The organism is Pantoea sp. GM_Pan_3 (genome assembly GCF_026541045.1).
GTDB classification, from domain to species: domain Bacteria; phylum Pseudomonadota; class Gammaproteobacteria; order Enterobacterales; family Enterobacteriaceae; genus Pantoea; species Pantoea anthophila.
In genome coordinates, this window is record NZ_JALNVA010000003.1 from 358716 (window position 1) to 379790 (window position 21075).

Below are 21075 nucleotides of genomic sequence, written 5' to 3' on the forward strand. Positions count from 1 at the left end.
GGATAATAGGGCATTCGCCCGCATTTGTCACGCCTCTTGCTGCTCCAGCGCATACTTATAAAGCGCATTTTTCTTTACGCCGTGGATCTCAGCCGCCAGCGCAGCCGCCCGCTTTAACGGCAGCTCTTTCTGCAGCAGCGCCAGCGTTCGCAGCGCATCCGCCGGAAGCGCGTCTTCGTCATCGGCCTTATGGCCTTCAACGATCAACACCATCTCGCCTTTGCGGCGATTCTCATCTTCTTTTACCCACGCCAGCAGGTCGGCCACCGGCGCGCCGTGGATCGACTCCCAGGTTTTGGTCAGCTCACGCGCCAGCACCACATAGCGATCCCCGCCCAGCTCACTCACCATATCCTGCAGGCTGTCGATCAGGCGGTGGGTGGACTCATAGAAAATCAGCGTGCGCGGCTCCTGCACCAGCGCGCGCAGAGCGTCACAACGCCCCTTGGTTTTGGCCGGCAGAAACCCTTCGTAACAGAAACGATCGGACGGCAGCCCGGCGGCACTCAACGCCGCAATGGCGGCACAGGCGCCTGGCAGCGGCACCACCCGGATGCCCGCTTCGCGGCAGCGGCGCACCAGATGGTAGCCCGGATCGTTGATCAGCGGCGTGCCAGCATCCGAAACTAAGGCTATGCTTTGACCCTCCTCCAGCTTCGCAATCAGCAGTTCAGCCTTGTGCTGTTCGTTGTGATCGTGAAGTGCGAAGAGTCGCGCATTGATGGCGAAATGTTGTAGCAACAGCCCGGTATGACGTGTATCTTCCGCAGCGACCAGATCGACGCTCGAAAGCACCGTCAGCGCCCGCTGGGTGATATCACCCAAATTACCAATCGGGGTTGGAACGATGTAGAGCGTGCTGGCAGAAATCTCTGCCCGATCGAGTTGTTTCATTGTTTCATCCGAATTGCCGATTTAATATTGAGCATCTTGAAAAAAACATCACTGGATACAGTATGCTTCCTTCAAAAGTCGTTCGTCATAAAGCAGGACGCTTTCTGCCTGTCATTCTTGCTGGGCTGATTTTAGCCGCGTGTAGCGGTCAGGGGCCGCAAACCTCAACCGTCAATATTCAGGGGCCTGCCACAGCCAGCTCCGCTTACTATCTGCAGCAGGCGCAGCAAAGCAGCGATGATAGCAAGACCGACTGGCAATTACTCGCAATCCGCGCCCTGTTGAAGGAAGGAAAGTATCCTGAAGCGACCCAGCAACTGAGTCAGCTGCCGCAGCAGCTCTCTGAGACGCAGCAGCAGGAATCGCTGCTGCTGAAAGCGCAGCTGCTGATTGCCCAGCAGAAGATCAAAGAGGCTGAGCCACTGCTGGCTGACGTGAAAACCGGTGCATTATCGAAGGATCAGCTGGCGCGTTTTTACAGCCTGCAGATCGCCAGTGCACAGGGTCGCCCTTCTCTCTCCCTGCTGCGCACCTATATTGCGCAGGAGCCGCTGCTGACCGGCAGCGACCATCAGGCCAACATCGATGCTACCTGGCAGGCGCTGACGCAGATGTCGCCGCAGGAGGCCAGCAACCTGGTCATTAACGCCGATGAAAACGTGCTGCAGGGCTGGCTCGACCTGCTTGCCGTCTGGCGGGCTAACATCCAGGATGCCGGGATGCTTAAGTCGGGCATCAAAGACTGGCAGACCCGCTATCCGCAGAATCCGGCGGCCAAAACGCTGCCGACGCAGCTGAGCCAGATGCAGAACTACACCAAAGCCTCAACCAGCATTATCGCGCTGCTGCTGCCCATGAATGGTCAGGCGCAGGTCTTCGCGAATGCGATCCAGAAAGGCTTTACTGACGCGAAGAATGGCGTCTCCGCCCCTGCCGCCCAACCGGCGGCCGCACAGCCCGCCGCGACGGATGGCGCGGCCAGCACGCAACCGGCAGCTGTCGCCGGCTCGGCTTCCGACCCGATCAGCGCGCCGCAACAGCAGGCGGCTGAGGCGACCCCGCAGGCGCAGCCTCAGTCTCAGCCTGCCGCCACCGCCGAACCGGCCAGCAACGCTCAGATTAAGGTCTATGACACCAGCAGCCAGCCGATTGAGCAGGTGATGCAGCAGGCCCAGCAGGATGGCGCCACCCTCGTGGTGGGGCCACTGCTGAAGAGCAACGTGGAGAAAGTGGCTAACAGTCAGACGCCACTCAATGTTCTGGCGCTTAACGAGCCGGAAACGATCCAGAACCATCCGAATATTTGCTACTTTGCGCTTTCTCCTGAAGACGAAGCGCGCGATGCCGCGCACCATATCTGGGATCAGGGCAAACGCGAGCCGCTGTTGCTGGTCCCGCGCAGCGGTCTGGGCGATCGCGTCACCAATGCTTTCGCGCAGGAGTGGCAGACGCTGGGTGGCGGTACCGTGATGCAGCAGCGCTTTGGCTCGACCGCTGAGCTGAAGCAGGGCATCAACAGTGGCGCGGGCATCAGCCTGTCAGGCACGCCGGTGAATGCGGCCCCTGCCCAGCAGCAGCAGGGTGTGTCCATTGCCGGTCTGACCATTCCGGCGCCGCAGCAGAGCACGCCAGAGGCCGTCAGCACCAGCAGCGGCGGAGGCGTCGATGCGGTCTATATCGTTTCCACCCAGGATGAGCTGCAGCTGATTAAGCCGATGATCGCCATGCGCACCGGCAGCCGCAGCAACATTTCGCTCTATGCCAGCTCGCGCAGCGCGCAGGCGGGTGCCGGTCCCGATTTCCGTCTGGAGATGGATGGCCTGCAGTTCAGCGATATTCCTCTGCTCTCCGGCAGCAATCCGGGCCTGATGCAGCAGACCTCGAAGTCATTCAACAATGACTACTCGCTGGTGCGCCTCTATGCCATGGGGATGGATGCCTGGACGCTGGCCAATCACTTTAACCAGATGCGTCAGTCACCGGGTTATACGCTGGATGGCAACACCGGTAAGCTCAGCGCCAACACGGATTGTGTGATCAACAGGAAGTTGACATGGAACCAGTATCGTCGGGGCGAAATCGCACCGGCCAACTGACCCGCCGTCAGACTGGCGCCCGGTATGAAGAAGATGCCCGGCGCTATCTGGAGCAGGCGGGCCTGAAATGGGTCGCCAGCAATGTTCACTTTCGCGGGGGTGAACTTGACCTGATAATGCGTGACGGGCACTGTTGGGTGTTTGTCGAAGTTCGCTACCGCCGCGATGCGCGCTACGGTGGCGCACTCGCCAGCATCACCCGCAGCAAACAGCAGAAGCTGCTGCGCGCTGCCGCTCTCTGGCTGGCGCAACGCGGCGGCAGTTTTGCAACGGTGAATTGCCGTTTCGACATCATCGCCATTACCGGCACGGCGCTCGAGTGGCTGCCGGATGCCTTTAATGCAGACGTTTAGAACCAGGTGGTTGTGTGCAGGAAAGAATTAAAGCGTGTTTTACTGAAAGTATTCAGACCCAGATTGCTGCCGCTGAGGCGCTGCCCGATGCCATCTCCCGTGCGGCCATGACGCTGGTGCAATCTCTGCTGAACGGCAATAAGATCCTGAGCTGCGGCAACGGCGCCTCATCCGCCAATGCTCAGCACTTCGCCGCCAGCATGATCAACCGTTTCGAAACCGAGCGCCCCAGCCTGCCGGCGCTGGCGTTAAGTGCAGACAACGTGATGCTGACCGCGATTGGTAACGATCGCCTGCACGATGAAATTTATGCCAAGCAGGTGCGCGCGCTGGGCCACGCAGGTGATGTGCTGCTGGCCATCTCAACCCGTGGCAACACCCGCGACATTGTGAAGGCCGTTGAAGCCGCGGTAACACGCGATATGACGATCGTTGCGCTTACCGGGTATGATGGCGGTGAGCTTGCCGGACTGCTGGGCCCGCAGGATGTGGAAATCCGTATTCCCTCACACCGCAGTGCCCGGATTCAGGAGATGCATATGCTCACCGTTAACTGCTTATGCGATCTGATCGATAACACCCTCTTTCCCCATCAGGAATGACCGAAGGAGCACGAATGAAAGCATTGAACGCTATCGCTATTCTGTTAACCGCCCTGCTGCTGCAGGGCTGTGTCGCCGTGGTTGCCGGTGGCGCAGCGGTTGCCACCAAAACCGCCACCGACCCCCGTACGGTCGGCACGCAGGTGGACGACGGCACGCTGGAGCTGCGCGTCACCAATGCGCTGGCGAAAGATCAGCAGATTAAAACCGATGCCCGCGTCATCGCCACCGCCTATCAGGGCAAAGTGCTGCTGACCGGTCAGGCACCGTCGCAGGAGATCGCCAATCGTGCGAAACAGATCACCATGGGCGTGGATGGCGCCACCGAAGTCTATAACGAGATCCGCATTGGTCAGAAAGTGACGCTTGGCACTACCTCGTCAGACACCTGGATCACCACCAAGATCCGCTCGCAGCTGCTGGGCAGCGATCAGGTGAAATCCTCCAACGTGAAGGTGACCACCGAGAATGGCGAAGTGTTCCTGCTGGGTCTGGTGACGCAACAGGAAGCGCAGGCGGCGGCCGATATCGCCAGCCGCGTCAGTGGCGTGAAGCACGTCACCACTGCCTTTACCCTGCTGAAGTAACGCGTAAGACGCAAAAAAGGCGGCCATGGCCGCCTTTTTTATTGCCTGAGGATCAGACCGGGATGTCGATAACCAGTGCCCGGGTCGCCGTTTTCGCCGTCAGCGTCAGCAGCGACTCTTCCTGCAGAAAGGCACCGTCGCCGCACCCGAGCGCTTCCCGATGCGCCGCACCCGATCGGGCTTCCAGCGAACCGTGAATCGACTGCAGATAGGCGCGCGGCCCCTGCAGATGCAGCGCATGCTGCTCGCCCGGCGCCAGTTCGACCTGATGGATCCACACCTGCTGACGCAGTTGCAGGCTCTCATCCACGCCATCCGGCGAGGCGATCATCTGAGAGGTGCGACCCGCCGTCAGGGCCAGTTTCTGCATCCGCGGATTCTCACGCTCCGGGCAGGCGGCCAGCCACAGCTGCATACGGGTCAGCGGGCGCTCTTTGCTCAGGTTGATTTCGGTGTAACTGACCCCCGGCTGGGCTGAGAGCAGCAGCGCCTCCCCTTCCTGCACGCTGATCGTGTTGCCTTCGCTGTCGCGATATTCCGCTTCGCCCTGCAGCACGATGTTAAGCACGTCGACCTGCGGATAGGTGCGCGGCTGAAAGGCGGCCCCTGGTGCCAGCACTTCCTGATTCAGTACGCGCAACGACGCGTAGCCCATCAGTTTTGGATCAAAATAGTGGCCAAAAGAGAAACTGTAGCGGGCCTGCAACCAGCCAAAGTCGGCCTGACCACATGCGGACGCACTGCGTGTCGTTATCATTATTTACCTCCGGCATCCGGTGACGAGGATCGGTCACGGACTCTATGCACACATGGTAAAAGTCTGGACGCCGGATTGTTAGCCAGTTAATCTGCCGGGCATGTTCAAATTTCCTGACAGAGAAACGGGATGGCTAAAGAGCGTGCGTTAACCCTTGAATCGTTACGCGTAATGGATGCGATTGATCGACGTGGTAGTTTTGCGGCGGCGGCCGATGAGCTGGGCCGCGTGCCCTCTGCACTCAGCTATACCATGCAGAAGCTGGAAGAGGAGCTGGATGTGGTGCTGTTTGACCGCTCCGGCCACCGCACCAAATTTACCAACGTGGGACGCATGCTGCTGGAGCGTGGCCGGGTGCTGCTGGAAGCGGCCGACAAACTCACCACCGATGCCGAAGCGCTGGCGCGTGGCTGGGAAACCCATCTGACCATCGTGACCGAAGCGCTGGTGCCCATCGACGCCCTCTTTCCGCTGGTGACGCGCCTGGCCGACAAAGCCAATACCCAGTTTTCGCTGGTCACCGAAGTGCTGGCGGGGGCATGGGAGCGGCTGGAACAGGGACGGGCCGATATCGTCATCGCCCCCGATATGCACTTCCGCGCCTCAACCGAGATCAACACCCGCAAGCTCTACACCATGATGAGCGTCTATGTCGCCAGTGCCGACCATCCGATCCATAACGAGCCGGAACCGCAGTCTGAAGTGACGCGGGTGAAATACCGCGGCATTGCGGTGGCGGATACCGCGCGTGAGCGCCCGGTGCTGACCGTGCAGCTGCTGGATAAGCAGCAGCGCCTGACCGTCAGCAGCATGGACGACAAGCGCCGTGCGCTGCTGGCGGGTCTGGGCGTGGGAACCATGCCCTATCCGCTGGTGGAGCAGGATATTGCGGAAGGCCGCCTGCGGGTCGTGAGTCCGGAATATACCCGCGAGGTCGACATTATTATGGCGTGGCGGCGGGACAGCATGGGCGAGGCCAAAGCCTGGTGCCTGCGTGAGATCCCGCGCCTGCTGGCGAAGAAAAACTGACGGCGGCAGAGCCTCGCGTTAAGAGCGGCTCAGGCAATCCATCGCCACCGCTCTGAAACTGCTGAAGTCAGTGCTCTCCCGCAGGCGGATCATCGCCCTTTCCCTCAGAAACGTGACAAACAGATCGTAGATCGCCATCGCCTCTTCATATTCGCTTTTGCTGATCGCCAGCAGGAAAATCACATAGGCGGTGTCGTCGCCCCAGGCGATGCCCTGCGGGGCCAGCACGGTGTAGACCACGGTTTTCTTCGCCAGCAGCCCCAGCGAGTGCGGCAGCGCAATGCCTTCGCCGAGCATGGTGCTGACAATCGCTTCGCGCTCCTCCACCGATGGATAGAAAGCAGCGTCCACGAACCCCTCCGCCTCCAGCTGATCGCACAACTGCCGGAACAGTTCAGACTGGGTCATTGGCCTGTCGACGATATAAAAGTGCTGAGCATCAAAATATTTCGTCAGCATATAGGGACGGGTACGATCCACCAGCACCAGCTTGCCGATCTGCTCCAGCTGAAACCCGGTGGGAAACGGTGACATCACCACCACCGGTTTCTCTTTTTCGCTGAGCCGGATGGTCGAGATCACAAAGTCCTCATCGATGCGGCTGCGCGCCTCATATTCACGCTGAGAGAGGCGTGCCGTCACCTTCAGCTGCGGGTATTTGCGCAGCAGCATCGCCTCAATCATCCGCAGCGTCGAGTTACCGCTGTCGCAGACCAGCAGCACCTGGGGATGACGCTGATAGCCCACGTCATAGTGGCGCTCCAGCCCGACACCGATATGCAGCACCAGAAAGCCAATCTCATTCTCGCTGATGACGTAAGGGGTATATTTCCCCCAGCTGGTCACCGCCGCTAAGGTGACATCATAGGCCATGGGGTAGTGCTGCTTGATGTTGCTGAGCAGCGGGTTAGGAATATGGATCTGGTAGCGCACCCGGGTGATCATGGTCTTGATATGGGTAAGCAGATCGGCACGCAGTTGCTGATCGTTCTGCAGATTAAAGTTGTAGTAGGTGTTGATGAAGCTGAGCAGGTAATCCACCAGCGCATCGGCGTCATCCGCATTGATGGCGCTGGGGGCGATAGCCTGAATGCGCCGTGCCGCAATGTTGACCCGCAGCCAGTTCTCTTCAGCCGGTGAGATCGGTTTACTGACCAGCGGGCGCATCAGCGTAATCAGCTGGTGCGCCGCTTCGCGCACATCATCCCCAATCTCCTCAGCGCCGGGATCGTTAAGCGGATAGCCTTCGCTGATACGGCGCACCGCCACCGCACAGTAGATCCGCAGATAGCGTTCTCCCTCATCGCTGAGGCGGATATTGTGTTCAGCAAAGCAGCGTTGCAGCAGCGGCTGGAGGGTTTCCAGCATACCGCTGTTGAGCGCTTCAATGGTCAGCAGCGGACTTTCCGGCTGTGACTGATCGATTTGCCACAGCAGATCGGTCAGGCAGGTTCGGATCGCCACTTCGCTGCCGAACAGCTTCATGCCGTAGTGAGGCTTGCTTTCAATCGTCAGGTGATAACGTCCCAGCCACTCGCGCACTTCCGCCATATCGTTCTGCAGGGTGGCGCGGCTGACAAACCACTCCTCGGCCAGCTCCTCAAGTTTCAGCGAATAGGCCGCGGTGAGAAACCGGGTCAGCAGATAACGGATGCGGTCGGGCGACGTGCGCGGGATGCGCAGCGGTGAGGCGCTGTGTTGCTGCAGATGCTGAAAGCGCTGAGCATCCTCAATCTTCAGCTGATAGCCCGCACCGCGGCTCAGGACGAACTGCGCACCATGTTCAGCCAGCAGCGCATTCAGCGCCGTGATGTCGGTGCGTACGGTGCGGGTCGAGACGGCAAAACGCCGCGCCAGTTCATCCTGAGGCAGCGTTTCGTTTTGCAGGGCATCAAACAGTTGCGCAAGGCGCTGATTGGGAAATCTCACGACAGTTACCTGTTTACAGAGAAAATCAGGGAAACGGAAACTCAGCCTACGGGGATCGTGACGCAACGTCCATGTTGCGTGCGCGGCCTGCCACCCGATCGGCCTGCCGCGCGGCGTGATCCTCAGGGCAGCAGCGTTTTACAGATCGCCAGCAACCGCTGCACATCCTCGATCCGGGTTTCACCACTCGCTTTGTCGATGATCGAACTGTAGACATGCGGGATCACTTTGCTGACGCCCGCTTCCAGCGCAATGCGCACAATCTCGCCGACGTTCTCCAGATCGATGCCGCCGGTGGGCTCCAGCCAGAAATCCATTTTTGCGCAGGCGTCTGCCACGGCGCGATACTCATCCACCGCCTGTAAACCGCCCATCGGAAAATATTTCACCGAGCTGCCGCCCATATCCTGCAGCATGGCAATCGCGGTTTCGATCGGAACGATCCCGTCAGGCTGTGTTGCGCTGCGCGGGCCGGTCGAGATTTTTACCTTACCCGGCGTGCCGGTGGGTGAGATCAGACCGTTGACGACGGTCTGCGACTGGCCCAGCAGCGCCCGGCTGGTGGCCACGCCGGTGAAGACCTGATTGACATGCTGGGGTTGCAGCACCTCCGCCAGCTCACTCACCATCTGTGACTGCCGGGGATCGCCCGCGCCCAGACCAATTGAGAGTGCGTTGTCGATCAGCGCCGCGTACTCGCTCATGTCGGCGATAGCAGCGTCATTGCTGGCATAGTTTTTTGACAGCACGCCGACCAGCACATGCCCTTCGGCCGCCTGCCAGATGGCGCGCGCATTCTCTTTTGATCCCGCCAGTACGTTAAGGCAGAGACGATCCTGATAGAAGTTGGGGGTCAGCGTCATGCGGTTTTCTCTCCGGTTAACAGCGTCTGAATACGGGTGAAAATGGTGTGCAGTTGATCGGCGCTGACGCTGCGTACGTCCGCCTCAATGATCCCTTCATTGGCTTTGTAGCCACGGAAATAGATCGCGACGTCGCCCTTTTTCAGCGCCTGCACCAGATCGCCGGTGCGCTGCCCGATCGCCGCTTCGTCAAATTTGATCTCTGCACGGGCGATGTCACGTCCGGCGGCATCCCACACCACGCGGGCCGTGACGCCATTCAGATGGTTCAGCTGTTCGATGAACGGTGTCATTTTTTCCACCATCTGCGCGCCGCTGATTTTGGGCTGAGTCAGATAGTTTTCAATCGCGTGGGTCAGGCCGAGAATGCCCTCTTTGCCGACTTTCATCGCACGGCCAATCCCGTTGGTCTGGCGTTTGACCCACTCAACGTAGTGGTGGCGGCCAATCACCAGGCCGCTGGTCGGGCCTTCCAGCGCTTTTGCACCGCTGTAGATCACCAGGTCAGCGCCCGCTTCGTAGTAGCACTGCAGATCCTCTTCTGCGGCCGCATCGACAATCAGCGGAACGCCGTGCTGGCGCGCAACGGCGGCAGCCTGCGCCACATCAAGGTGACTCTTCTGCACGCAGTGATGCGATTTCACATAGAGGATCGCCGCGGTCTGTGGGGTGATCGCCGCCGCCAGCTGCGCGGGCGAACACTCATTGCTGTAACCCGCCTCCACCAGCTGGCCGCCTCCCAGCGCCACCATGCTGCCGACCGGTGCGCCGTAGTTCACGTTATGCCCTTTCGGCACCACAATCTGATGCGGGACGCTGAGCGGCGCAGCATGCAGGTTATCCAGCAGCCATTCGTTATCTTTTACGATGACCGCCGCCACGCTCTGGGCGATGCCTGCCGAGGCACAGGAGACCACTACCGCGTTCTCCACTTTCAGCAGACCGGCGATGTAAGCCCCGGTTTTATCGACCAGGTCTTTCATTTCGAAGTAGTGATCGAGGCCATATTTCACCGTGTCGATCACGTCGCTCGACGGCGTGGAGACGCCGAGAATCGTCATACGGCCAGAGGCGTTAATCACCGGCTTCAGGCCATACTTTTCATAAACCGAGGTCATGTGCTGCTCCTTCTTCTGTCGCGATCCACTGACCCGCGACGACTGCCGCCAGCGGGACCAGATGCTTCTCACCGGTCACCGTTTCACCTTCTGAATCGATGAAGGGCCGGTTTTCCTCTTTGACGCTAAAAATGGTCAGGTCGGCGTCATAGCCGACTTTCAGCTGCCCCTTGCGCGGCAGCCGCAGCCCTGCCGCCGCGTTGACCGTCACGCAGTCAATCACCTGCGGCAGCGTCATGCCGACGCTGAAGAATTTCGACATGACATGGGCCAGGCTGTGAACCGGGCCAGCCAGACGGTTGCGGCAGTAAATGTCAGAGCTGATGGTATCGGGCAGAATGCCCTGCGCTATCGCCACCCGGGCGACCTCAAAACTGAAACTGGCACCGCCGTGGCCGACATCGAGCTTCACGCCGCGCGCGATAGCCTGTTTAACGGCGGCCTTGAGTTCGCCCTGCGGCGTCAGAATGCGGTTGGGTTTGCCGTTAAAGCAGTGGGTGATGATGTCGCCCGTGGTGAGCAGATCCGCAATCTGGTCAAGATTGGGCGGATTGTTGCCAATGTGGACCATCAGCGGCAGCCCGCCGCTCTGCTGCTGAATCGCCTTCGCGCGGATCAGCGGCTGGATACCGTTTTCACCCACCACGCTGCTGCTGATGCGCGCCTTCAGGCCCACGATAAAATCGGGCAGCCGGGCCACCGCCTGCTGCACCGCCTCGCCATCGATCTGCCTCATGTCGGCCAGTTCGTTCTGAGTGACGATACCGGTGCGGGCGATGTTGATCAGGGCATACACCTGGGTCTGCGCCGCGCGGGTCAGCTGGTAAAAGTCATCAATATGATCGGCACCGGTGCTGCCCGCATCGACTACCGTCGTCACGCCGTGGGCCACGCCTATCGCATCGGCTTCATCATGGTAGATGGGGGATTTGGGATAGCAGTGAACGTGGGAGTCGATCCAGCCTGCGCTGAGGTAGTAGCGACCCGCCAGATCGCGTTCCTGGTGTGCGCTGCCCTGCACCCGGCCAACGGCGGCGATGCGGCCATCCTGCACCGCGATGTCGACCACCTGCTCATCGCTGAGTCGTGCAGCGCGGATAATCAAGTCGTACATGGTTTCTCCTTAACGGCAGCCCGCTACCGGGCTGCCGGTGAGATCAGAGCGCGATCGGGAAAATCGCACCGAGGATCATGGCGCCGAGGATGGCGCCACCGGTGATCGGCTTGTTCCAGAGATAGAACAGCAGCGCCCCCAGCAGTGAACCCAGACCAATCGGAATCGACGCCGTCATGGCTGACAGGATAATCAGCGGGCCAAGGAAGCGTCCGGAGGCATTACCCGCGCCCATCATGACGTCTGCGCCGTAGGTGGAGTCGCTCTGATTGATGGTGAATTTACGCGCCAGGATAATGACGTAGCCAATCGCCACCCCAATCACCAGACCCGTCGCCAGCGAGGCGGCAAAGTTCGCCACCGGGAAGACGATACCTGCGCCCAACAGCAGGGCCGGAACGCCCAGGCCGACACCGGTCTGAATCGCGCCGCCGATATCCAGAATCCCCACCAGCGACCCTTCAATAATGCGGGCGAACAGGAAGCTGGCACCAAAGGCGGCGACCGCGCCGTAGACGCCGGTCTCCATGCCAGAGCGCAGCATCGACACAAACGCCACTTCGTTGAACGCGCCGATGCCATAGAGGTAGTACATGTGGGTTCCGGCAAACACGCCGGCGGAGAGCAGGCCAACAAAGATCGGGAAAGACCAGTCGGCGTACCAGAAGCCTTTATTTTCGTTCATTGCATCGCCTCCTATTTGCCGCTGACGGAGTTATGGATCATGTCGAGCCAGCCGGGAATGCCAAGCTGGAAGGACTGCAGCAGTTTCATATCGAAACCGCGGAAGAAGCCGCTCAGCACAAACAGCAGGACGATGGCGGTCATCATCACTTTGGTGACCCGGTTCCAGCCGCTCTCTTCGACCCCTTTGCCGATCAGAATACCCAGCACCAGGCCCGGCACGGCGTTGCCCATGATCAGCTGTGCCAGACCGCCAAAAATGGTGGCCCAGAAGCCTGACTTTTTGCCCGCGTCGATGGCCGCCAGCCAGAAGATGACCGGCATGACGGTGTTAACCAGCAGGTTAGCCGCCGGCACCAGCACTTTAACGGCCGTGACCTGAAGCGCCGCCGGAACGGCCGAGGCGGTGGAGTTGAGGAAGGCGACCACGACCATGCCGATAATGCCGCAGGCGATGGCCATTTTTTTCGGATTGTGCAGCGTTTCCGCCACGTTGCGGTTTTTGACCATCAGTGCCGCCGCACCCCAGTTTGGAATGATGCGGTGATCCACATCCTGGGTGAATGAACCGGCTGCAACAGAGGATGCCCAGGCGTTGAAAAAGAAGCCGAGACCAAAGGAGAAGTGGGAAGCGGGATCGCCTTCGCATGAGTTCAGCTCGCCCAGCGTACGAAAGGCGCCCATCCCCTGGGTGGTTGGCGCATGAAACATGCGTGCGGCACCCGCGCCGACGCCGACGCCCACCAGCCCGCCAATGATCAACGACTTAAACAAAATGATTAAAAACATGTTGTTGTACCTTGTTGTCGTTTTTTTAATCCCGTCAGACTTCAGCCGCCGCCGCCTCACTCCGGCCTGCACGCCGCGCGTGCGCGACAGCAGAGGAGCGGGCTACAGACAGGCTGACGTTAACAGGCGCTGTTTTATGATGCCGCCGTAAACGTCACCTGTTCGGTGTCGAAAACGGTGACGCTGACGGTGATCTCCAGCGTGACGCTGTAGTTCCGCCGCTGGCGCGCCAGAAAGAAGAAGAGAAACTTCTCGGTCCTGACGCTCTCCTGCGCGCGCAGCACCCGGACATCCTGAGGTTCAATGCGCAGCAGAATTTTTTGTGTCGCGCGCAGAACCTGGTTCTGCACACGACTCAGGGCATCGGCGAAGGCTTTCGCTTTGGTGTCGCCTTTGCCCTCGACCGTCACCTGGGTAACGTAGTGTTCTTTCATAATCAGCTGCCGTGCTTCTTGTTCCAGGCCTGCACCAGCCGCTCACCCAGCTCTTCTTTGTCCATAAAGCCGAAGCCCAGTACGGTGGCCCCTTCGTTGATGGCGGTCACCCCTTCATCGATAGAGCGCATGCCATGCTTCGCTTTGTAGCCATATTTGTTCTGCGCGGTGATGGCACCTGCACCGCCGCTGCCGCAGAACGAGATGCCGAAATCGGCGTTTTCTGCCTTCATGACGTCACCCAGTTTCATGTCCGCCGCCACACCCGGCACCACCACCGCACGGCCACCCGCTTTTTCGATACCTGCGGCCACTTTCTGCCCTTTCCCTAAACGATCGCCAATCACGACTGTCACCATGTTCTTTTCCTCTTCAGTTGTTGGATCGTGCGACTTCAATGTGAACCGACAGCAGCCAGGCCTCTTCACGCGGCAGATTGCCAAACAGATCCACCACCTGCTGCGCCAGCGCGACGGTTTCCGGCGGAATATCCTCAAACAGCTCCGCTTCCACTTCCGGCAGCGGCTCGCCACTCAGAGAGCGTGATGCCATGGCCCGGACGTGGGATTCCAGCATCTGCTGCTGAACCGCGTTGGGCTGGATACCATGCTGCTGATAGATCGCCGCAATTTGCGTCATGACACGTTCTGCCAGTTGCTGCACTTTCTCCGGTGGCGCTTCATACACCGGGATGCCGTTATTGCTCACCTTGTTACTCCTGTTGAACCGGATAATTCGCGTTGAAAATAAATTAACCGTCCCGGCTCCCGCTGTGGAGAGGCAACATTTCCAGCAGCAAGCGGAAATTAAGGTGAAGGCTGTGCGTCAGATCGCAGAGTGCACACTTCGTGCGAAAAATGACTCTTTGTGCGCAAAATAATGAATTTAACCGTGCCGGATCTTGATGTTGTGCAACATCACGGCAGGTCCGATACGTTTTAAGGCGCGGTGATAAGCAGAAGTGATGGAAAAAAACCGCCGGTCGGGCTGACCGGCGGTCTGATTAGCGGAATTTCTTATGGTTGGTATTGCGGATCTCATCAAACTTCGCGGCTTCGCGCTTTGCGCCCTCCACGTTGTTCGCTTTCGCCAGCGTGCTGACCACGTCGATCTGCGCAATCAGCGAGTCGAGACCGGCGTGATAATCTTTGATCTGCGTGCTGTCAGCAGGCTGACCTTCCAGCTTTTCGGGCGTGGACTGCTTCGCATCCTGCGCTGCCGCACGCATCCGGGTTAATGCCTGCTGCATCTCCCGGGCATCGTCCGTTTTTTTGACGATTTTCAGGTTCGCATTCAGCGTGTCCATATCCTGCTCCAGATCCGCCGCACAGAGGCTGACGCTGGAGAACATCAGAGAAGCCGACAACATTGCAATTAGCTGCTTACGCATCATTACTTCCTTATTATTGTGACGAAAAAAAAGCAGCCAACAGGCTGCTTCAGGAATGCGTCGTTATTGTCCCGCTATCTTCATTTCAGGCAGTAAGACTGAACCGCACTGAATATTGCTGCGGGTTTCGATATCGTCGCCGATGGTCACCATATTGCGCCACATCTCTTTGAGATTTCCGGCGATGGTGATTTCACTGACCGGATACTGAATCACGCCATTTTCGACCCAGAAACCGGCCGCACCGCGCGAGTAGTCACCGGTGATGGCGCTGACACCCTGTCCCATCAGTTCGGTGACCACCAGACCGGTGCCCATCTGCTTCAGCAGATCGTCAAAGCTGTGGCCCTGACCGGCAATGCGCCAGTTGTGAATGCCACCCGCGTGACCGGTGCTGGTCAGGCCCAGTTTACGGGCGGAGTAGCTGGTTAACAGCCAGGTCTGCAGGACGCCCGCCTGGATAATGTCGCGCGCCTGGGTGCGCACCCCTTCGCTGTCGAATGGCGTCGAGGCGAGCCCTTTCAGCAGGTGCGGCTGCTCACTGATCGTGAGCCACTCCGGCAGGATCTGCTGACCCATCGCATCCAGCAGGAAGGTTGATTTCCGGTAAACGCTGCTGCCGCTGATCGCCCCGACCAGATGACCAAACAGACCGGTCGCCACTTCAGAGGCGAAAATCACCGGCGCTTTCATGGTCGGAAGTTTGCGCGGGGCAAGACGGGAGAGCGTGCGACGCGCGCACTCTGCGCCGACCCACTCCGGGCTTTTCAGATCCTCAAACGCGCGGCCGATGGTGTAGGCGTAGTCGCGCTCCATGTTGCCATCCTGCTCGGCGATCACGCAGCTGGAGAGCGAGTGACGGCTTGAGCAGTAGCTCTGCAGCATGCCGTGGCTGTTACCAAACACCTTAATGCCGACATGACTGTTAAAGCTGCCGCCTTCGGTGTTGGTGATACGCTTGTCTGCGCGTAGTGAAGCCTCTTCAGCCTGCGCGGCCAGTTCAATAGCGCGGTCGGCATCGATCTCCCACGGGTGGTAGAGATCCAGGTCTGGCGCATCATAGGCCAGCAGCGCCGCATCCGCCGGGCCGGCAAAGGGATCGGGCGAGGTGTAGCGCGCGATATCGATCGCCGCCTGCACGGTACGTTTGATCGCGTCCGGGCTGAGGTCGGTCGATGAGGCGCTGCCTTTACGGTTCTGATGATAGACGGTGATGCCCAGCGCACCGTCGCTGTTGAATTCGACGTTTTCCACTTCGCCATAGCGGGTGCTGACCCCGATGCCGGTGGTTTTACTGACCGCTACTTCCGCGCTGTCAGTGCTTGCTTTAGCCAGTTCAAGTGCCTGCGCAATCGCCTGCTCCAGTACTTTTCGCTGTTCTGCAACCTGAGTAGATACGTTCATCGACCTGCCGTCTAATCTTATGTGTGAATGATTTGAGTCTATCAGAGTCAGAGAACAATTTCGCAGTCACCCGATAAACTGGTAGGATTAGCCTCTTTTTTTTGGGAGCCCGGAAATGACCAGACAGCCCGATGAGTGGCTCGACGATGTGCCAGATAATGACGAACAGGAAGATGAAGAGATTATCTGGGTCAGTAAGAGTGAAATTAAACGTGATGCCGAAGAGTTAAAACGCCTGGGCGCCGAACTGGTAGAACTGGGTAAAAACTCGCTGGATAAGATCCCGCTGGATGAGCGCCTGCGCACCGAGATCGAACTGGCGCAACGTATTAAGAAAGAGGGCCGTCGCCGTCAGCTGCAGCTGATCGGTAAACTGCTGCGCAGTATTGATGTCGAGCCGATCCGCGTTGCGCTGGACAAGCTCAAGAACCGCCACAACCAGCAGGTTGCGCTGTTCCATAAACTGGAAATGCTGCGCGATCGTCTGATTGAACAGGGCGATGAGGCGATCAGCGACGTGATTGCACTCTATCCTGACGCCGACCGTCAGCAGCTGCGCAGTATGATCCGCAACGCGCAGAAAGAGAAAGCGGGCAACAAGCCGCCGAAGTCAGCCCGTCAGATTTTCCAGTACCTGCGCGAACTGGCCGAAGCCTGATAGCCCGGACAGCCGGTCTGTCGTGACCGGTAGCAGGAAGCACGTCAGAACGTCACCGGAAAATGAGCGCCCGTTACGGGCGCCCGTCATCTCAGGCCAGTCTGTCCAGCAGCTTCTGGTGAATGCCGCCAAACCCGCCGTTGCTCATCACCAGAATCGAGTCGCCTGGCTGTGCGGCTTTCGCCACCATCTCGACCAGCGTATCGATATCTGCGCTCCAGTGCGCAGGCGGAATGCACGCTTCGGCGACGTCAGAAACCTGCCACGGAATGTGGTGCGGCTGGAACAGAAAGACCTCATCTGCCCGGGCCAGTGACGGCGCCAGATCGTTTTTGCTGACGCCCATCTTCATGGTATTCGAGCGAGGCTCCAGAACGGCCAGAATGCGCGCTCTGCCGCCAACCTTGCTGCGCAGGGCCGCCAGCGTTGCCAGAATCGCGGTCGGATGGTGCGCAAAGTCATCATACACTTTGATGCTGTTCACTTCGCCACGCAGCTCCAGCCGGCGACGCGCATTGATAAAGCTGTTCAGCGCCTGGCCTGCATCTTCCGGTTTCACACCCACATGACGCGCGGCGGCGATCGCCATCAACCCGTTATGCATATTGTGTTCGCCGACCAGCGCCCAGTTCACCTCGCCGACCTTCTCGCCGTCGAGCCAGATTTCCCAGTGCGAGGCATCGGGCGTCAGCTTCTTCGCCTGCCAGCGCCCGTGGTCGCCCACGCTCTCCTGCTCGCTCCAGCAGCCCATCGCCATCACCTGCCTGATGTTGGCGTCATGCTCCGGCAGCAGGATCTTGCCCTGGCCCGGCACGATCCGGACCAGATGGTGGAACTGCTTCTGGATCGCCCGCAGGTCGTCAAAGATATCGGCGTGATCGAACTCAAGGTTGTTGAGGATCAGGGTACGCGGGCAGTAATGGACAAACTTGGAACGCTTGTCGAAAAAGGCGCAGTCATACTCATCCGCCTCAATGACAAAGAATGGACTTTTTCCTAATTTTGCCGAGACATCGAAGTTTCCTGGCACCCCACCAATAATGAAGCCGGGTTCCAGGCCGCAGGCCTCGAGAATCCACGCTGCCATGCCGGCTGTGGTGGTTTTCCCGTGGGTTCCCGCTACCGCCAGCACCCAGCGGTCGCGTAACACGAAATCGTGCAGCCACTGCGGGCCGGAGAGGTAAGGAATGTTGCGTTCCAGCACCGCTTCCACACAGGGATTACCGCGCGTCATCGCATTACCGATAATCACCAGGTCAGGGGCCGGGTCGAGCTGGCTCGCATCGTAACCTTCTGTTAATTCAATGCCTTGCTGTTCGAGCAACGTGCTCATTGGCGGGTAAACGTTGGCGTCTGAACCGGTCACCTGATGACCAAGTGAACGGGCCAGCACGGCCAGACCGCCCATAAAAGTGCCACAAATCCCGAGGATGTGAATGCGCATAACGTGATCCATTACTCTAAAGTTCGGCGCACAGTGTAACCCTGCTCGCAGACGGAAGAAACGGATTAGGACTATGGTTTTTGAAGTTCAATCGGCTAAACTGCGTACGCATCCGTTGGCAGACTGTTACGCGTGCTGCCACTCCATCGCAGATTCAGGGAATGTGTTATGAAAACGTTGGGCGAATTTATCGTCGAGAAGCAGCACGACTTTCCGCACGCCACAGGGGAACTGACGGCGCTGATCTCAGCTATCAAGCTGGGTGCCAAAATTATCCACCGCGACATCAATAAAGCCGGTCTGGTGGATATCCTCGGTGCCAGTGGTGTGGAAAATGTTCAGGGTGAACAGCAGATGAAGCTCGATCTGTTTGCCAACGAAAAACTGAAGGCCGCACTGAAAGCGCGTGGCATCGTTGCCGGTATCGCGTCTGAGGAAGAAGACGAGTTCGTCATCTTCGAAGGTGAGGAGAACGGCAAGTATGTGGTGTTAATGGACCCGCTGGATGGGTCATCTAACATCGACGTTAACGTCTCTGTCGGCACCATTTTCTCTATCTATCATCGCGTCAGCGAACCGGGCACCCCGGTGGTTGAAGCGGATTTCATGCAGCCCGGCAACAAACAGGTCGCGGCCGGTTACGTGGTTTACGGCTCCTCCACCATGATGGTTTACACCACCGGTGCAGGCGTGCATGCCTTTACCTACGATCCGTCGCTGGGTGTGTTCTGCCTCAGCCATGAACGTATGACCTACCCGGAGACCGGTTACACCTACTCCATTAACGAAGGTAACTACATTCGTTTCCCGCAGGGCGTGAAGAAATATCTGAAGTTCTGTCAGGAAGAGGATCTGCCAACGCACCGTCCTTACACCTCACGTTACATCGGATCGCTGGTCGCGGATTTCCATCGTAACCTGCTGAAAGGTGGCATCTACCTCTACCCAAGCACCGCCAGCCATCCGCAGGGCAAGCTGCGTCTGCTCTATGAGTGCAACCCGATGGCGTTCCTGGCGGAGCAGGCAGGTGGTAAAGCCAGCGACGGTCAGAGACGTATTCTGGACATTCCACCGGTCACGCTGCATCAGCGCTGCCCGTTCTACTGCGGCAACGAGGCGATGGTCAACGACGTTGAGCGTTTCCTGGCTGAGTTCCCGGATTGCCGTCAGGGCTAATGCGGCAGAGATAAAAAAGGGCGCGATCATCGCGCCCTTTTTTTTATCACGCTGGCTGCAATCTGAACTGCGCCATGGTCGCCTGAAGCTGATCGGACTGCGCTTCCAGCGACTCGGTCGCGGCCTTCGCCTGCTCCACCAGCGCCGCGTTCTGCTGCGCCGCCACATCCATCTGCGTGACCGCCAGATTCACCTGCTCAATGCCACGACTCTGCTCGTCAGACGCCATGGAGATCTCCTTCATCAGTGAGGTCACGCGCATCACCTCACCGGAAATCTCATCCATGGTTTCCCCGGCGCGCGTCGCCATCTCACTGCCCTCTTTGACCCGCGACTGTGAATCGCTGATCAGCGTGCGGATCTCTTTGGCTGCATTAGCACTGCGCTGCGCCAGCGTACGCACTTCATTCGCCACCACCGCAAAGCCACGGCCCTGCTCGCCCGCACGAGCCGCTTCAACGGCAGCGTTGAGCGCCAGGATGTTGGTCTGGAACGCGATGCCGTCGATCACGCTGAGAATATCGCCGATGCGATTGGCGCTGTCGGTAATCTCATGCATTTTTTCCATCACATAGCAGACCACCTCCGCGCCGCGGTCGGCGGTATCGGAGACCGCATTCGCCAGCTGATGGGCCTGCTGAGCATTGCTGGCGTTAAGCCGCACCGTTGCCGTCAGCTGCTCCATGCTGGCCGCCGTCTGCTCAAGCGAAGCGGCAGACTCTTCCGTACGCTGTGACAGGTTGACGTTGCCGGCGGCCAGTTCACGGCTGCCGAGGTCAATCTGCATACTCGCCTCACGCACCTGACTGACGGAGTGACGCAGCGACTGCTGCATCCCGGTCAGTGCATGGTTAAGGCGTCCCAGCTCGTTGTTGCTGGACGGTGGCAGCACCTGAGAGAGATCGCCCGCTGCGATCTGCTCAAGATGCACAATCGCGCTATCCAGCGGCTGCAGCAGCATCCTGCGCAGCAGTTGCCAGGCGAGCACCAGCAGCAGCAGGGTTAAGGCCACCGCCACGGCGATCAGGATTTTCATTTTGGTTTCGTTATGGGCCGCCTGCACCAGCTGCGCCGCCGTGACCTGATCGGCGAACTGGCTGAAGTCCGTGACCGCCTTGTTGTAGCTGGCCGCCAGCGTCGCCAGGTTGCCTTCCAGCAGCTGGTAATACTCGTCGGTGTATTGCTTGTCCAGGGCGCTCATCATCGGCTTGATGCCCTGGTCGAGATAGGCCTTGTAGCTGGCTGAAATCGCATCCGCCAGCATTTTACCGTGTGCCGTTACCGTTCCGGCATCGATAAAGCGCTTGAGCTGTTGCTGGGAGGAGTCGACATCCGCCTGCGACAGTCGGGTGACGGCGGCGCCCTCTTCCAGCATGCCGATTTCAATTTTTCGTACCGCCAGCGCCGCGTTAGCGCGGGCCCGCATTAAATCTGCATTGCTCTGATAAAGACTGTTCAGCTCGATCCCCTGAATGCGGTTGATAACATCCAGCGAGCGGTTCCCTTTGTTAATTGCCACAATACCCATAAAACTCACCGCCAACAGCAGCAGTGTCATAAATGCCAGCAGTGCCAGCAACCCCGTGCGAAGTGATAACTGTTTCATCTTGATCGTTTCCGTTTATGAGAATAGGCGAAATGTCCAGCGGCCCTAAAACGGAACAGATATCGGCAGTAACGGACCGAAACTTTAACCCTGATTGAGTGTTAACAGCTTGATCATCACGGAAACATCAATCAAGCTAATCGCCGCT

22 protein-coding genes are annotated in these 21075 nt (G+C 58.9%); 7 read left to right on the forward strand and 15 right to left on the reverse strand.

All coding sequences use genetic code 11. From position 1 onward, the window contains the following. Positions 1-27 precede the first annotated feature (27 nt). The gene (rsmI, locus tag OXR04_RS12185; protein WP_009087377.1) at positions 28-894 is read right to left on the reverse strand and encodes a 16S rRNA (cytidine(1402)-2'-O)-methyltransferase; all 867 of its coding nucleotides are present in this window, start codon (positions 892-894) and stop codon (positions 28-30) included. A 62-nt stretch (positions 895-956) separates the two neighbouring features. On the opposite strand from rsmI, the gene OXR04_RS12190 reads away from it, so the two are divergent. From OXR04_RS12190 to dolP, 4 genes are read left to right on the forward strand one after another with little or no spacing between them, the layout of a single operon-like run. Next, positions 957-2990 carry a penicillin-binding protein activator gene (locus tag OXR04_RS12190; RefSeq protein WP_267369897.1) on the forward strand — a complete coding sequence of 678 codons (2034 nt, stop codon included), beginning with the start codon at positions 957-959 and terminating at the stop codon, positions 2988-2990. Next, complete coding sequence (locus tag OXR04_RS12195) at positions 2948-3343, forward strand: YraN family protein (RefSeq protein WP_009087381.1); 396 nt, start codon at positions 2948-2950, stop codon at positions 3341-3343. Before OXR04_RS12190 ends, OXR04_RS12195 begins: the two co-directional genes overlap by 43 nt. Before the next feature lie 14 nt (positions 3344-3357). Further along, a complete protein-coding gene (gene diaA / locus OXR04_RS12200) occupies positions 3358-3945 on the forward strand; it encodes a DnaA initiator-associating protein DiaA (protein WP_003855538.1) in 588 nt (195 codons plus the stop codon). A gap of 14 nt (positions 3946-3959) precedes the next feature. Continuing rightward, positions 3960-4532, forward strand: coding sequence for a division/outer membrane stress-associated lipid-binding lipoprotein (dolP, locus tag OXR04_RS12205; protein ID WP_267369896.1), 573 nt, complete (start codon positions 3960-3962; stop codon positions 4530-4532). A gap of 52 nt (positions 4533-4584) precedes the next feature. Here the strand turns inward: dolP and OXR04_RS12210 are convergent, their stop codons facing one another. Further along, complete coding sequence (locus OXR04_RS12210; protein ID WP_267369895.1) at positions 4585-5289, reverse strand: pirin family protein; 705 nt, start codon at positions 5287-5289, stop codon at positions 4585-4587. Positions 5290-5418: 129 nt separating this feature from the next. On the opposite strand from OXR04_RS12210, the gene OXR04_RS12215 reads away from it, so the two are divergent. Then, a complete protein-coding gene (locus tag OXR04_RS12215) occupies positions 5419-6318 on the forward strand; it encodes a LysR family transcriptional regulator (protein WP_009087386.1) in 900 nt (299 codons plus the stop codon). Positions 6319-6336: 18 nt separating this feature from the next. Here OXR04_RS12215 and OXR04_RS12220 read toward each other — a convergent pair whose 3' ends face one another. The 11 genes from OXR04_RS12220 to pmbA all read right to left on the reverse strand — a co-directional run bounded on the left by OXR04_RS12220 (position 6337) and on the right by pmbA (position 16043). Further along, positions 6337-8247, reverse strand: a complete 1911-nt coding sequence (locus OXR04_RS12220; RefSeq protein WP_267369894.1) for a PRD domain-containing protein — start codon at positions 8245-8247, stop codon at positions 6337-6339. Positions 8248-8369: 122 nt separating this feature from the next. Next, positions 8370-9110 carry a KDGP aldolase family protein gene (locus OXR04_RS12225; RefSeq protein WP_009087391.1) on the reverse strand — a complete coding sequence of 247 codons (741 nt, stop codon included), beginning with the start codon at positions 9108-9110 and terminating at the stop codon, positions 8370-8372. Then, a complete protein-coding gene (locus OXR04_RS12230; RefSeq protein ID WP_167432232.1) occupies positions 9107-10228 on the reverse strand; it encodes a DgaE family pyridoxal phosphate-dependent ammonia lyase in 1122 nt (373 codons plus the stop codon). Before OXR04_RS12230 ends, OXR04_RS12225 begins: the two co-directional genes overlap by 4 nt. Then, positions 10212-11342 carry an amidohydrolase/deacetylase family metallohydrolase gene (locus tag OXR04_RS12235; RefSeq protein WP_046102593.1) on the reverse strand — a complete coding sequence of 377 codons (1131 nt, stop codon included), beginning with the start codon at positions 11340-11342 and terminating at the stop codon, positions 10212-10214. The genes OXR04_RS12230 and OXR04_RS12235 overlap by 17 nt, the downstream gene beginning before the upstream one ends. Before the next feature lie 43 nt (positions 11343-11385). Next, positions 11386-12027, reverse strand: coding sequence for a DUF4310 family protein (locus OXR04_RS12240; RefSeq protein WP_009087397.1), 642 nt, complete (start codon positions 12025-12027; stop codon positions 11386-11388). 11 nt (positions 12028-12038) lie between these two features. Next, complete coding sequence (locus OXR04_RS12245; protein WP_009087399.1) at positions 12039-12815, reverse strand: DUF4311 domain-containing protein; 777 nt, start codon at positions 12813-12815, stop codon at positions 12039-12041. A 134-nt stretch (positions 12816-12949) separates the two neighbouring features. Beyond that, positions 12950-13249, reverse strand: a complete 300-nt coding sequence (locus tag OXR04_RS12250; protein ID WP_009087401.1) for a DUF4312 family protein — start codon at positions 13247-13249, stop codon at positions 12950-12952. 2 nt (positions 13250-13251) lie between these two features. Next, positions 13252-13608, reverse strand: a complete 357-nt coding sequence (locus OXR04_RS12255) for an SFCGS family glycine-rich protein (protein ID WP_009087404.1) — start codon at positions 13606-13608, stop codon at positions 13252-13254. Positions 13609-13621: 13 nt separating this feature from the next. Then, a complete protein-coding gene (locus OXR04_RS12260) occupies positions 13622-13957 on the reverse strand; it encodes a glycine dehydrogenase (protein WP_009087405.1) in 336 nt (111 codons plus the stop codon). A gap of 295 nt (positions 13958-14252) precedes the next feature. Then, on the reverse strand, positions 14253-14639 hold the full coding sequence (gene cybC / locus OXR04_RS12265; protein ID WP_009087408.1) for a cytochrome b562: 387 nt from the start codon (positions 14637-14639) through the stop codon (positions 14253-14255). A 63-nt stretch (positions 14640-14702) separates the two neighbouring features. After that, complete coding sequence (gene pmbA, locus OXR04_RS12270) at positions 14703-16043, reverse strand: metalloprotease PmbA (RefSeq protein WP_009087411.1); 1341 nt, start codon at positions 16041-16043, stop codon at positions 14703-14705. Positions 16044-16158: 115 nt separating this feature from the next. Here pmbA and yjgA point away from each other — a divergent pair, with 115 nt between their 5' ends. Next, positions 16159-16701 (forward strand): ribosome biogenesis factor YjgA, encoded by a 543-nt coding sequence (yjgA, locus tag OXR04_RS12275; RefSeq protein WP_009087413.1) that lies wholly within the window; start codon positions 16159-16161, stop codon positions 16699-16701. Between the two features lie 91 nt (positions 16702-16792). Here the strand turns inward: yjgA and mpl are convergent, their stop codons facing one another. Then, on the reverse strand, positions 16793-18145 hold the full coding sequence (mpl, locus tag OXR04_RS12280) for a UDP-N-acetylmuramate:L-alanyl-gamma-D-glutamyl-meso-diaminopimelate ligase (RefSeq protein WP_009087414.1): 1353 nt from the start codon (positions 18143-18145) through the stop codon (positions 16793-16795). Positions 18146-18313: 168 nt separating this feature from the next. Between mpl and fbp the strand changes: the two genes are divergently transcribed. After that, positions 18314-19321, forward strand: coding sequence for a class 1 fructose-bisphosphatase (fbp, locus tag OXR04_RS12285; RefSeq protein WP_009087416.1), 1008 nt, complete (start codon positions 18314-18316; stop codon positions 19319-19321). 46 nt (positions 19322-19367) lie between these two features. Here fbp and OXR04_RS12290 read toward each other — a convergent pair whose 3' ends face one another. Continuing rightward, positions 19368-20927, reverse strand: coding sequence for a methyl-accepting chemotaxis protein (locus OXR04_RS12290; protein WP_009087420.1), 1560 nt, complete (start codon positions 20925-20927; stop codon positions 19368-19370). Between the last annotated feature and the right edge of the window lie 148 nt (positions 20928-21075).

Excerpts from the sequence above, each read along its gene's own strand:
- pmbA (WP_009087411.1), bottom strand. The coding sequence starts at position 16,043 with ATGAACGTATCTACTCAGGTTGCAGAACAGCGAAAAGTACTGGAGCAG.
- OXR04_RS12255 (WP_009087404.1), bottom strand. The coding sequence starts at position 13,608 with ATGGTGACAGTCGTGATTGGCGATCGTTTAGGGAAAGGGCAGAAAGTG.
- dolP (WP_267369896.1), top strand. The coding sequence starts at position 3,960 with ATGAAAGCATTGAACGCTATCGCTATTCTGTTAACCGCCCTGCTGCTG.
- OXR04_RS12250 (WP_009087401.1), bottom strand. The coding sequence starts at position 13,249 with ATGAAAGAACACTACGTTACCCAGGTGACGGTCGAGGGCAAAGGCGAC.
- fbp (WP_009087416.1), top strand. The coding sequence starts at position 18,314 with ATGAAAACGTTGGGCGAATTTATCGTCGAGAAGCAGCACGACTTTCCG.
- OXR04_RS12215 (WP_009087386.1), top strand. The coding sequence starts at position 5,419 with ATGGCTAAAGAGCGTGCGTTAACCCTTGAATCGTTACGCGTAATGGAT.
- rsmI (WP_009087377.1), bottom strand. The coding sequence starts at position 894 with ATGAAACAACTCGATCGGGCAGAGATTTCTGCCAGCACGCTCTACATC.
- OXR04_RS12190 (WP_267369897.1), top strand. The coding sequence starts at position 957 with ATGCTTCCTTCAAAAGTCGTTCGTCATAAAGCAGGACGCTTTCTGCCT.
- OXR04_RS12225 (WP_009087391.1), bottom strand. The coding sequence starts at position 9,110 with ATGACGCTGACCCCCAACTTCTATCAGGATCGTCTCTGCCTTAACGTA.
- OXR04_RS12195 (WP_009087381.1), top strand. The coding sequence starts at position 2,948 with ATGGAACCAGTATCGTCGGGGCGAAATCGCACCGGCCAACTGACCCGC.
- OXR04_RS12210 (WP_267369895.1), bottom strand. The coding sequence starts at position 5,289 with ATGATAACGACACGCAGTGCGTCCGCATGTGGTCAGGCCGACTTTGGC.
- mpl (WP_009087414.1), bottom strand. The coding sequence starts at position 18,145 with ATGCGCATTCACATCCTCGGGATTTGTGGCACTTTTATGGGCGGTCTG.
- yjgA (WP_009087413.1), top strand. The coding sequence starts at position 16,159 with ATGACCAGACAGCCCGATGAGTGGCTCGACGATGTGCCAGATAATGAC.
- OXR04_RS12230 (WP_167432232.1), bottom strand. The coding sequence starts at position 10,228 with ATGACCTCGGTTTATGAAAAGTATGGCCTGAAGCCGGTGATTAACGCC.
- OXR04_RS12245 (WP_009087399.1), bottom strand. The coding sequence starts at position 12,815 with ATGTTTTTAATCATTTTGTTTAAGTCGTTGATCATTGGCGGGCTGGTG.
- OXR04_RS12290 (WP_009087420.1), bottom strand. The coding sequence starts at position 20,927 with ATGAAACAGTTATCACTTCGCACGGGGTTGCTGGCACTGCTGGCATTT.
- OXR04_RS12240 (WP_009087397.1), bottom strand. The coding sequence starts at position 12,027 with ATGAACGAAAATAAAGGCTTCTGGTACGCCGACTGGTCTTTCCCGATC.
- OXR04_RS12235 (WP_046102593.1), bottom strand. The coding sequence starts at position 11,342 with ATGTACGACTTGATTATCCGCGCTGCACGACTCAGCGATGAGCAGGTG.
- cybC (WP_009087408.1), bottom strand. The coding sequence starts at position 14,639 with ATGCGTAAGCAGCTAATTGCAATGTTGTCGGCTTCTCTGATGTTCTCC.